The organism is Micromonospora sp. 15K316, assembly GCF_004348525.1.
In the GTDB taxonomy this organism is placed as follows: Bacteria; Actinomycetota; Actinomycetes; order Mycobacteriales; family Micromonosporaceae; genus Micromonospora.
In genome coordinates this window covers 1-11,440 of the sequence record NZ_SMKG01000194.1, presented here as the reverse complement: position 1 = coordinate 11,440, position 11,440 = coordinate 1, and the positions used below count along the sequence as shown (strand labels likewise).

Here is an 11,440-nt window from a genome sequence, read left to right as displayed (position 1 = left end):
GTGGGCAGCGGGGGTGCGTCCGGGAAGGTGACGGTTCCCCCCGCCTGCGCGACGGCGGTCACCGACTCCACGGTGGCGCCGGGCGGCGCGGCGACGGGCATCGCGGCGCACGAGGTGACTGTGGGTTCGTGGGTTACGGGGCGGGCGTGCGCGGCCATCGGGATCAGCGCCGCCACGGCGGGGAGCGCCACCAGCGCGAAGATCAGGCGTCGTTTCATGCCGCACACCCTCACCCGGGGCGGGCCGGCATCGCCCCAGGGAGACACCCTGGGGCACCCCCGTGGGGAAGCCCCGGGCGGGTGCGGGACGCCGTGCCGGCCGGTGGGCTATCCTTCGCCGGTCGCCGGAGATCGGAGCAGACGTGGCAGGTGACGACGACATCTCCGGGTGAGAGCCCGGATCGGCCGCCGACGCGCGTGTGATCGCGCCGTCGACGCGGCCACCGTCGTCATGCCCTGCGCCCGTACGCGCGCCCGCGTCTTCTCCGAGGTACCTCATGTCTCACGGGCAGCGACCCGCGCTGATCGCCCACGACCTCGTCCGCGTCCGAGGCACGCGCCGCGTCCTCGACGGGATCTCCCTGACCGCCGCGCCCGGGCACCGGATCGGGCTCATCGGCGAGAACGGCACCGGCAAGACCACCCTGTTACGAATCCTGGCCGGCGTCGAAGAACCGGACGGCGGCACCGTGACCCGCCCGCCGGATCTCGGCTTCCTGCACCAGGAACTGCCCTTCACCCCGACGGCGACCGTCGCCGCGGTCCTCGAGGACGCCCTGCTCGAGGCACGCCGCGACCTCGCCGACCTGGACCGGCTCGGCACCGCGCTGGCCTCCGCGACCGAGGACACCGAGGAGCACGCCCGGCTGCTGGCCGCGTACGGCGAGACGCTGGAACGGGCGCAGGACCGCGACGCCTGGGACGCCGACCGGCGCGCCCTGACGGTGCTCGCCGGGCTCGGACTCGACAGGATCCCGCACTACCGGACACTGGCCACCCTCTCCGGCGGTCAACGGGGCCGGCTGGCCCTGGCCGCGCTGCTGATCCGCCGTCCGGCGGCGCTCCTGCTCGACGAACCCACCAACCACCTCGACGACGCGGCGGCGGCCTTCTGCGAGGAGCAGCTGCGCACGATGCCCGGTGCGGTCGTGGTGGCCACGCACGACCGGGCGTTCCTGGATGCGGTCTGCACCGATCTCGTCGACCTGGATCCGGCGGTCGACGGCCCGGTCCGCTTCGGCGGCAACTACACCGCGTACCTCAGCACGAAGCGCGCGGAGGCCGACCGTTGGCGCCGCCGCTACGACGAGGAGCAGCAGCAACTCGCCGAGCTGCGCCTGGCCGCGGCCGTGACCGGGCACCAGGTCGCCCACGGCCGTGCTCCCCGGGACAGCGAGAAGATGGGGTACGGGCACACGGCCGGCCGGGTACAGAACCAGATCTCCCGCCGCGTCCGGGACGCCACCCGCCGGCTGGAGACCCTCGAACGTCATCAGGTCGCCGCGCCACCGGAGCCGCTGCGCTTCCACGCCCCTCTGCTCGCCTCGGCCGCCGGCGACGAACCGGTCGTCACGGTCCGCCGGATGGTGGTGCCGGGCCGGCTCCGGCTCGACCGGCTCGACGTCGCGGCCACCGACCGCCTGCTGGTGAGCGGTCCGAACGGCGCGGGCAAGTCGACGCTCCTCGCGGTCCTGGCCGGACGCCTGGCCGCCGACGGGACCGTCCGGCGGCGTCCCGGCCTGCGAGTCGGTCTGCTCACCCAGGACACCTCCTTCGAGGAGCCCCGACGGACCGCACGTGAGATCTTCGCGTCGACCGTCGGACCGGCGCGCGCCGAGGCGGTGCCGCTCTCCTCGCTCGGGCTGCTCGCCACCGCCGACCTCGACCGGCCGGTGTCGGCGCTCTCCGTCGGCCAGCGCCGCCGGCTCGCGCTGGCGATGCTCGTCGCCGATCCGCCGGAGTTGCTGCTGCTGGACGAGCCGACGAACCACCTGTCACCGCAGCTCTGCGACGAACTGGAGGAGGCGCTGGGCTCCGGGCCGGGCGCGATCGTGCTCGCCAGCCACGACCGACGGCTGCGCTCCCGGTGGCGGGGCCGGGAGATCACCCTGGCCGCCTCCGGCGTTCCTGGTCGCTCCGTGACCTAGCGGGCGCGCGGGAGTGGCTGTGGCCCCCGCTCCGGTTGCCGGGGCGTGGCGTTGGGCGGACGATGGCGGGATGTCCGAGAAGCCCGCCCGCCTGCGGGTGCTCACCCTCAACGCCCTGGCGCCGTTCTTCGCCGACTGGCCGCAGCGTGGGGCGGTACTCGTCGACGGGCTGCGCGAGCTGCGGCCCGACGTGGTGGCACTGCAGGAGGTGGCCGGCGGCGAGGACTCGGACGAGGCCGGCGGCCTGCTGGGGCCGGACTATCACCTCGTACCGCACCCGGGTCGGTCGGCCGACGGGGTCGGCGCCGTGCTGGGCAGCCGGTGGCCGACGCGCACCCTCGGCGTGGTCGACCTGCACGTCACCGGGCGCACCGCGGCGTTGCCGTGGAGTGCCGCAGTCGTGGTGGAGGTCGCGATGCCGCCACCGCTGGGGCCGGTGATCGTCGCGCACCAGAAGCCCACCTGGCAGTACGACGCCGAGTACGAGCGGGAGCTGCAGGCGGTGCGGACGGCCCGGTACGTAGAGGAGCTCGTCGCCGAGCGGCGGTCCGGCCCGCGCGACCCGGACGGCCCGGACGGCGAGCCGCACGTGGTGCTGCTGGGCGACTTCGACGCCGCCCCGGACGCCGCGAGCGTGCGGTTCTGGACCGGCCGGCAGTCGCTGGCCGGCATGAGCGTCTGCTACCAGGACTGCTGGACGGCGGCTCGCCGTGAGCAGCCGGAGCACACCTTCTCGCCGGAGAATCCGCTGGTCCGGGCCGGGCTGATGCCGCTGGACCGGGGGCGGCGCATCGACTACGTCCTGGTCCGGTGCGGCCCGCACGGGCCGACCCTCGACGTCGCGGAGTGCCGACGAGTGTTCGCCGAACCGGTCGACGGGGTGTGGGCCAGCGACCACTTCGGGGTGCTCGCGGATCTGCGCCTTCCGCCGCACCCGCCGGGCACCTGGGTGGAGCTACCCGGCTAGGGGGGAACCACCAGGCGGCTTCGCAGGCAGCCGAGCGCGGACGTCCCGCACCGGATCGGGCGGAGGCCCTGGTCGGAACGGCGTCCGACCAGGGCCTCCGGCAGTCCCGTTTGAACGGTCGCGGTCTCAGGCGACGAAGCGGGTACGGCGGCGGCGCGCCATTGCGAACAGGACGCCTCCCACGGCCAGCAGCGCGGCCGCGGCGACGCCCAGCAGGATGCCGGACTGGCCGGTGATCGGCAGCGACGGGCCGTCGTCTTCCCCACCGCCGCCGGCGCCACCGGCCCGGTTCACGACCAGCTCGGCCACGTCGTTCTCCGACGTGACGTCCGGGGTCGAGGACTTCACCGCCACGGTGCCGACGAGCTCCCCGGCGGTGTCGACCCGCAGCCCGAAGCCCCACGTGACGACCTGGTCCACCTCGAGCGGGTGCACGTCGGTCCGGCAGACGTAGCCGGTGTCGGCCTTCGCGCAGCCGGCGGGCACCGTCGTCACGGTGGTGCCCTTCGGCGGGGTGAAGGTGACGGTGGCGGCCGGCGCGGTGATGCCGGAGGCGTACGCGGGACCGAGGTTCTTGACGCCGACCTTCGCGGTGACCGTGGCGCCCACGTCGGCCCGGACCTGCCCGCCGACGGCGGTCACGTCGGAGCGGTTCGTACCCTCGACGGTGAGGATCACGTGCTGGGTGTCGAGGAAGACGGAGTCCTCCGTCTGGGCGCCCTCGGCGCGCAGTCCTGCGGGCTTCTGGACGAGGCGCAGGGTGCCCTCGGTGCCGCGGGTCGGCTTGGTGGCCAGGACCATGTCGAGGTTGTCGCGTCCGTCGACCGGAGTCGACCAGGTGAAGCCGGCTCCGGCGACGCCCGGCGCCGGCACCTCCGGCCGCAGTCGCAGCGGCATCTCCTCGGAGAGCGCGTACTCCTGGCCGGGGGCCAGCGTCCCCTCGAAGTGGCAGTACGCGGCGAAGCTGCCGTACTGGCAGTTGTCGTAGCGTTTCGGCACGGTGAACATGGCCTCGTAGAAGAAGAACAGGTCGACGCCGGTGATCGCGTTCTCCCCGCTGTTCTTCACCGTGAGCGGGCTGGTGAAGGTGTCGCCCGGCTCGGCCTTCTTGCTGATGATCGGCCCGACCTCCAGGGCGACCTTCTCGCTGACGGTCACCTTCGAGGTCCTGGTGAGCGTCTGCTCCCGGCTGGTGACCCGCACGCTCACCTCACCCTCGTCGCCGACCCCCGCCTTCGCCTCGGGGCGGAAGGTGAGCGTGGTGATGCCCGCGTAGAGGTCCTCGGACGAGAGGGTGTCGAAGCTGCACGTGATCGTCGAAGCCGACTGCTCGCACGGACCGGGGCCGTCGAAGGTGAGCTCCGCCGTGGCGACGCCGGCGAGCTTCGCGGTGTCGATGGTGACCGCCACGTCGTGCAGCGCGAAGTCGGTGTCGTAGTTGTAGAGGTAGACGGACTGCGTCTTGCCGAACGAGCCGGGAACCAGTGCGGTGTGGTCCAGGCGGAGCTGCGTGCCCTTGGGCAACGCGACCGCGGAGACCGGTGCGACGGCGTTCGTGCCGAGCACACCGATCGCGCAGGCGCCGAGCCACGCGGCGACCCGCAGCAGACGTGAACGACTCACGAGTATTCCTCCCCGTTGATGAACGCGGGCGATCATAGCCACCGCGCCGCGTCTCGTGGGGGCGTGACGTGCGATCGACCGGACCTGTGCCGTTTCCGCGCGCGACATCGAAGCAGTATCAAACCTTGATCATCAGCACCTACGCATGTGCGTTGTCTCCTCAATGGACCCGCCCGGCGGTGCGGAGCCGTACCAGCCGTCGACGGCCTCGACCTGACCGTCGCGCGGGGCGCCACCTTCGCCCTGCTCGGCTCGACCGCACGCCGTCGACTGCCGCTACGGTGACGGTCATGCCCGATGCCACTCCCGCCGCCGACTCCGCCGACCGGAGCCGGCGACGGCGCGGGTTCCTGCTCGTGGCAGCGCACACGCTGTGGTTGCTGCTGCTGCTGCCGCCGGCCGCGGCGATCACCCGGGGGCAGATCCACCACGCTCCCACCGCGGCGGTCGGGCTGGCCGTCTTCGCGCTGCTCTACCTCGCGCTGGTGGCCGTGCCGGTGGCGGCGCTGCCGGTCCGACCGGCTCTGCACCACGCCGGGCTCGTCCTGCTCGCGCTGCTGGGGATCGGGCTCGCCGCGGCGTACGCCGGTGCGCCGGCGGGCTGGCCGGTGCTGCTGATGTACGTCTGTACCGCCGGCGCCGTCGGGCTGGTCCGGGCGAACTGGGGGTTCGGCTGGGTCGGCGGCAGCACCGCCGCCGTCCTGGTGATCGGGTCCGCGCATCGGCTGCCGGTGGGCGACATCGTCCAGGTCGCGCTGATCACGCTGCTCGCGGGTGCCATGACCCTGGCCTTCGCCCGGGTGGCCCGCCTGGTGGAGGAGCTTCGCCGTACCCAGCGCGAGCTGGCCCGCACGGTGGTGGAGCGGGAGCGGCTCCGGTTCGCCAAGGACCTGCACGACCTGCTCGGCCACACGTTGTCGCTGGTGGTGGTGAAGGCCGAGGTGGTGCGCCGGCTCGCCCCGGCGGACCCTGGCCGGGCGGCGGACGAGGCGGCCGACATCGAGCGAATCGGACGCACCGCGCTGGCCGAGGTCCGTGAGGCGGTCACCGGCTACCGCGAGCAGAGCTTCGGCCGGGAGCTGGAGAACGCCCGCAGCGCCCTGGCCGACGTCGGCATCACCGTCACCGTCCGGGAGTGCGGGCATCCGCTGGACGTGGCGGCCGACGGCGCGTTCCGCTGGGTGCTCCGGGAAGGGGTGACGAACGTGCTGCGGCACAGCCGGGCTTCGCGGTGCGACATCGAGGTCCGCGCCGACGCCGACGGGTCGGTGCTGACCGTACGCGACGACGGTGTGGGTGGCCGGCCGGAGCCGGGCAACGGCCTGCGTGGGCTCGCCGAGCGGGTGGAGCAGGCGGGCGGCACCCTGCACGTGGGCCCGGCGCGCGGGGGCGGGCTGCTGCTCACCGCCCGGCTCCCCGCGACCACCGCGGGGCGGGTGAGCACGTGATCCGGCTGTTGCTCGCCGAGGACCAGGGCATGATGCGTGGCGCGCTGGCCCTCCTGTTGAACCTCGAACCCGACATCGAGGTGGTCGCCGAGGTCGGGACGACCGTCGAGGCGATCGAGGCCGCCCTGCGGTTGCGCCCGGACGTGGCGCTGCTGGACATCGAGATGCCCGGCGGCAGTGGCCTGGACGCCGCGGCCACGTTGCGGGAGACGTTGCCCCGATGCCGGGTGCTGATCCTCACCACGTTCGGTCGGCCCGGCTACCTCCGGCGGGCGATGGAGGCCGGCGCGGCGGGTTTCCTGGTCAAGGACGGGCCGGTCGAGGAGTTGGCGGTGGCGATCCGGCGCGTGCTGGCCGGTGAACGGGTGATCGATCCGGCGCTCGCGGCGGCGGCGCTGTCGGCCGGCCCGAACCCGCTGACCGATCGGGAGCGGCAGGTGCTGGCCGTGGCCGTGGACGGTGCCACGGTCGCCGACATCGCCGTCCGGCTGCACCTGTCGGAGAGCACCGTGCGCAACTACCTCTCGGCCGCCATCGGCAAGACCGGCACCCGGAACCGGATCGAGGCGGCCCTCAGCGCCCGGGCCATCGGCTGGCTCTGAGACCGGGGCACCCGCGCGACGTGCGCGCCCGCCCCGGCGGGCTCCGGAATCGCGGCGACGGGTGCCGGTCGCCGGTGCCCGCCCGATGCGCCCCGGCTGCGGCGTACCGACCCTGCCCCGCCTCGACGGACGGGCCGCGTGGTTCGTCCACCGTCGCTGTCGTACGTCGCTGCGGCCCGGCCGCCCACGACGTACGGACCGCGACGGCCGTACGTGGTGGGCGGGCTGGACCGCAGCGCGAGCCGCGGGGTGGATCGGCGTCATCCCGCCGGCGTGCCGGCCTTCTCCACGGAGGTCCTGCCGACCGTCGTGGCGGCCTCGGCCTCGGCGATGATCTGCCGTTCCTCGTCGCGGTGCTTGCGGTACTGCCGGACCGACCAGGCGAGGGCGGCGGCCCAGACGACGTAGATGGCGGCGTAGAAGGTGTAGCGGACGCCGTCGGAGGCGTCGATCCAGTCGCTGCGCAGCAGGGTGCGGGTGTTGGTGAGGACGATGATGCCGCCGACGGCCGCGCCGAGGACGCGCGGCGGGATGTGCCGGACCAGCCAGGCGGCGATCGGGGCGGCGATGATGCCGCCGATGAGCAGCGCGGCGACCCAGGTGTAGTTCACTCCCTCGGAGCCGATGCCGAGGATGAACCCGATGCTGGCGGCCACGGCGACGAGGAACTCGCTGGTGTCGATCGAGCCGATGGTCTTGCGTGGTTCGAGTCGACCGCTGGCCAGGATGGCCGGGGTGCCGACCGGGCCCCACCCGCCGCCGCCCGTGGAGTCGACGAACCCGGCGACCACGCCGAGGGGGGCGAGGAACCGCTTGCGCAGGGGCTTGCCGAGGTTGCCCTTGGGCAGGCCGACGGCGGTGAAGCGGACCAGGATGTAGAGGCCGAGGGCGAGCAGGATGATCGACATCAGCGGCGCGGCGGTCTCGGTGGAGAGGTTCGACAGGAAGGTGGCTCCCGCGAACGCGCCCACCGCACCGGGTATGCCGATCTTCGCGACGACCTTCCAGTCGACGTTGCCGAACCGCCAGTGCGAGGCGCCGGAGACGAGCGTGGTGCCGATCTCCGCGAGGTGGACGGTGGCCGACGCGGCGGCGGGATTGGTGCCGATGGCGAGCAGCAGGGTGGTCGAGGTGACGCCGTACGCCATGCCGAGGCTGCCGTCGACGAGTTGGGCGCCCAGGCCGACCAGGGCGAGCAGGAGCAGTCTTCGCACGAGCACTCCAATCGGAGGGGGTTCGAGGAGCTGGTGGGTCGGGCGGCGCTGCCCGGCGCAGGTCGGTGCGGGTGAGCCGGTCGGGGACTTCGGCGACGGCCCGGTCGAGGAACTGCCGGTAGGCGGGGAACGACCGCCACGACCTTCCAACTGACTACTATTCCTACTTGTTTGGTGGAGAATACGGTCGCCATGGAGGTAGGGCAATACCCTGTTCGACTCCGCGTCGCGGACGTCGCGACCGCTAACGTCGTCCGCCCGCCGCAGGGCTCGACCGAACCGCTCGCCGGCTACACCGGTCCGGCGTAGCGTGCGGACGTGCGTACCTGGCTGATCGGCACCGGTGTCGCCGCCGCCTGCCTGGTCGCGACCTGGGCGCTGCTCATGCTGCTGGCCCGCCGCCTACCGCCCGGCATCGCCCGGGACCTGGCCGCGTTCGTCCCCGACTGCGTGACCACCGTGCGCCGGCTCCGCCGGGACCCACGGGTGCCCCGCCGGGCGCGGATCGCCATCGTGCTCGCCGGGCTGTGGGTGATGAGCCCGGTCGACCTGATCCCCGAGTTCCTCCCGATCATCGGTCCCCTCGACGACATCGTGGTCGTCGCCCTGGCGCTGCGTTACGCCGGACGCCAGGTGCCGCGGGACGTGCTGCTCGGCGCCTGGCCCGGGGATCCGCGCCTGCTCATCCGGCTGCTCGGCGCAGCCGGACGATAGCTCGACCGTCCGCTGGCGGCCCGCCGTCTCCGGCGTGGTGTGAGCGTCGTCGAACGGGTGCCGGCCGCGCCCGAGGCGAGCCCACCCGGTTCGGGGAATCGCCGGCGTGGCTGATCAACACACTGTTCACACCGCCGTCCTCTGCTCATCATCGGCCCGGACCTGCCCGTTTCCGCAGGCTCGCCAGACTCGCTGCGGTTCGACACGACAAGACCCGGAGCGTTCTCCTTGCCCCCGCACCGCCGTCGTCGTCGGCGCGGCGCGGTGAGCGCCCTCGCGCTGGCGGCGTTCGCCGTCACCGCCGCCGTCATGACCGCGCCCGTGCCGGCCGCCGCGCACCCCTTCGGCGATCCGCAGACCGTGGACGTCGCGCGCGACGAGCAGCGCCCCGACGTCGTGCGCGTACGGTGGCGCGTCGGTGGCCCCGACGACCTGACCCTGCTCGGGGTCTCCCTCGGCCTGCTGCCCGAGGACCGCGTCCTGCCCGACGGGAACGTCGACTACCAGTACTCGGATCCCGGGCTGGTCGGGGCGTCGACGCAGTTCCCGGCCTACCTCCTGGAACGGATCACCGTCACCGGTGACGGCAAGCCCTGCGTCGGCCGGGTCGAGCCGCCCAGAGCGCTCGCCCGCGCCGGCGCGACCGCCGAGTTCACCTGTCCCGGACCGGTCAGCACCGCGACGGTCCGGATGCGGATGCTCACCGACCTGAACTCCGCGTACCGCGCGCTCGCCACCGGTCCCGACGGCCAACGCGAGGTGTACGACTCGGCGCAGGAATCCCATGACTGGGTCCTCACCGGAGGGCCGGCCTCGACGAGCGCCAACCTCGGCCGCAGCGCCGCCGTCCAGCTCGCCGCCGTGGCGGTCGGCGCCGTGCCGGTCGTGGTCGTGGCGCTGGTGCTGTTCCGCCGGTCCAACAGTCGCCGAAAGGTCGCCGCATGACACCCCTCGCCGCCGTCCAGGCCGCGTCCGTTCCGGACCAGCTCCAGGACCTCATCCACGCGCCGGGCGTGACACCGCTGGCCTTCCTCCTCGCGTTCGTCGCGGGCGCCGGCCACGCGGTCGCCCCCGGGCACGGCAAGAGCCTGGCCGCGGCGTACCTCGTCGGCTCGCGCGGCCGGATCCGCGACGCCGCCTGGCTGGGCGGCTCCGTGGCGGCCATGCACACGATCTCGGTGCTGGTGATCGGCGTCGCGTGGACGTTCCTCTCCCTCGCGAACGTCATCCGGATGGAGGCGCTCACCACCTGGCTGCAACTGGCCGCCGGCCTCGTCGCCGTGGCCACCGGCGTCTGGCTCGTCCGCCGGCACCTCCGCGGTGGTGGTCACGGGCACAGCCACAGCCATTCCCACAGCCACGACCACGAGCACGGACACACGCACGACCACGGGCACACCCACGAGCACACCAAGCGTCCGGGGCTGCTCATGCTCGGCATCTCCGGTGGTCTCGTACCCTCGCCGTCCGCGTTCCTCGTCCTGGTCACCGGCCTCTTCCTCGGCCGTGCCGCCTTCGCCCTGCTGCTGGTGCTGACCTTCGGCGTCGGCATGGCCGTCGTCCTCTTCGGCGTCGGCCTGCTCGCGATCGCCGGCAACTCCGTCGTCGTCCGCGGCGCGAACTCGCACGCCGTGCTGCGACTGGCCACCCGGGTCGCCCCCGTGCTCGCCGCCGTCGGCATCACCGCGCTCGGCGTCGGCATCACCACTGTCGCCGCGGCCCACCTCACCACCGTCGCCTGATCCCACCGGCCCGGCCGGGCGGTCACCGCCCCCGGGGCCGGTCGTCGGCGGATCGGCCGGCGTCGGCGAGGAAGGCGTTGTACCGGGCCAGGTCGTCCTCCTCGCCGGTGGCCGCGGCGCGGTCGGCCGCGCGGTCGAGACGGGCCTGTTCGCGCCGGTCGGCGTGGATCCACTGGCGGACGAGCAGGCCCATGACGAACGCGGCCGGGATCTCGCCGAACGCCCAGGCGATGCCGGCGCCCAGTTTCTGGTCCTCCATCAGCGACGACGCCCAGCCGGGGTGGACCGAGACGTACCAGTCGGGGGCGAGGACGGTGGTGGTCTGCATGAGCGCGAGGCCGAAGAAACCGTGGGCCATCATCGCGACCAGGTGGACGAGCACCAGGATGGGGTGGGGAACCCGGCGGCGGCCGGGGTCGACGCCGATGAGCACCCAGAAGAGCAGGTAGCCGGAGGCCACGAAGTGGCCGACCATGGCGAGGTGGCCGAGGTGGGAGCGCATCAGGGCGCCGAGCAGGTCGCTGAAGTACAGGCCGAAGAGGCCGCTCGTGTAGACGGCCAGCGCGACCACGGGATGGGTCAGCAGCCGGGTGGGTCGGCTGTGCAGGGCGCGCAGTAGCCACTCCCGGGCACCGCGGACCCGCGGGTCGGCCGGCCGGCGCAGGGCACGCAGGGCGAGGGTCACCGGCGCGCCGCCGACGAGCAGGATGGGCACCACCATGGAGAGCACCATGTGCTGCGCCATGTGCGCGCTGAACAGGACGTAGGCGTAGCGGGCGAAGCCGAGACCGGTGAACGCGGCGAAGACCAGCAGCCCGGCCAGCCAGCTGGCGGTGCGGGCGAGCGGCCAGGAGTGCCCGGCGCGGCGCAGCCGCCGCACACCGGCGAGATAGGCGTACGCCCCGACGACGGCCACGGTCAGGAAGAAGAGGTCCGGCAGCGGGCGGCCGAGCAGGTTGCCCGGTGTGGGGGCTGTCTCTTATA

At 73.6% G+C, this 11,440-nt stretch carries 10 protein-coding genes and 1 pseudogene; 7 read left to right on the top strand and 4 right to left on the bottom strand.

The annotated features are described in order from the left end of the window. A pseudogene (locus E1211_RS25675) lies at positions 1-218 on the bottom strand (tannase/feruloyl esterase family alpha/beta hydrolase); the annotation flags it as partial. Positions 219-496: 278 nt separating this feature from the next. Between E1211_RS25675 and E1211_RS25670 the strand changes: the two are divergent. Both E1211_RS25670 and E1211_RS25665 read left to right on the top strand, forming a co-directional pair. Beyond that, a complete protein-coding gene (locus tag E1211_RS25670) occupies positions 497-2,146 on the top strand; it encodes an ABC-F family ATP-binding cassette domain-containing protein (RefSeq protein WP_132351727.1) in 1,650 nt (549 codons plus the stop codon). 70 nt (positions 2,147-2,216) lie between these two features. Next, a complete protein-coding gene (locus E1211_RS25665) occupies positions 2,217-3,113 on the top strand; it encodes an endonuclease/exonuclease/phosphatase family protein (protein ID WP_132351725.1) in 897 nt (298 codons plus the stop codon). Between the two features lie 126 nt (positions 3,114-3,239). Here E1211_RS25665 and E1211_RS25660 read toward each other — a convergent pair whose 3' ends face one another. Then, a complete protein-coding gene (locus E1211_RS25660; protein ID WP_132351723.1) occupies positions 3,240-4,736 on the bottom strand; it encodes a DUF11 domain-containing protein in 1,497 nt (498 codons plus the stop codon). A gap of 290 nt (positions 4,737-5,026) precedes the next feature. Here E1211_RS25660 and E1211_RS25655 point away from each other — a divergent pair, with 290 nt between their 5' ends. Together E1211_RS25655 and E1211_RS25650 are read left to right on the top strand one after the other, a co-directional pair. Beyond that, on the top strand, positions 5,027-6,184 hold the full coding sequence (locus tag E1211_RS25655; protein WP_207915512.1) for a sensor histidine kinase: 1,158 nt from the start codon (positions 5,027-5,029) through the stop codon (positions 6,182-6,184). Beyond that, positions 6,181-6,786 carry a response regulator transcription factor gene (locus E1211_RS25650; protein ID WP_132351721.1) on the top strand — a complete coding sequence of 202 codons (606 nt, stop codon included), beginning with the start codon at positions 6,181-6,183 and terminating at the stop codon, positions 6,784-6,786. The genes E1211_RS25655 and E1211_RS25650 overlap by 4 nt, the downstream gene beginning before the upstream one ends. A gap of 260 nt (positions 6,787-7,046) precedes the next feature. On the opposite strand, the gene E1211_RS25645 is transcribed toward E1211_RS25650, so the two are convergent. After that, on the bottom strand, positions 7,047-8,000 hold the full coding sequence (locus E1211_RS25645) for a sulfite exporter TauE/SafE family protein (RefSeq protein ID WP_132351719.1): 954 nt from the start codon (positions 7,998-8,000) through the stop codon (positions 7,047-7,049). A 318-nt stretch (positions 8,001-8,318) separates the two neighbouring features. On the opposite strand from E1211_RS25645, the gene E1211_RS25640 reads away from it, so the two are divergent. The 3 genes from E1211_RS25640 (at position 8,319) to E1211_RS25630 (ending at position 10,456) form a co-directional block, all read left to right on the top strand. Then, the gene (locus tag E1211_RS25640; protein ID WP_132351717.1) at positions 8,319-8,714 is read left to right on the top strand and encodes a YkvA family protein; all 396 of its coding nucleotides are present in this window, start codon (positions 8,319-8,321) and stop codon (positions 8,712-8,714) included. 264 nt (positions 8,715-8,978) lie between these two features. After that, positions 8,979-9,659, top strand: a complete 681-nt coding sequence (locus E1211_RS25635) for a hypothetical protein (protein WP_132351715.1) — start codon at positions 8,979-8,981, stop codon at positions 9,657-9,659. Beyond that, complete coding sequence (locus E1211_RS25630; RefSeq protein ID WP_132351713.1) at positions 9,656-10,456, top strand: cobalt transporter; 801 nt, start codon at positions 9,656-9,658, stop codon at positions 10,454-10,456. Before E1211_RS25635 ends, E1211_RS25630 begins: the two co-directional genes overlap by 4 nt. 22 nt (positions 10,457-10,478) lie before the next feature. Here E1211_RS25630 and E1211_RS25625 read toward each other — a convergent pair whose 3' ends face one another. After that, the gene (locus E1211_RS25625; RefSeq protein WP_243709695.1) at positions 10,479-11,372 is read right to left on the bottom strand and encodes a cytochrome c oxidase assembly protein; all 894 of its coding nucleotides are present in this window, start codon (positions 11,370-11,372) and stop codon (positions 10,479-10,481) included. Positions 11,373-11,440: the final 68 nt, after the last annotated feature.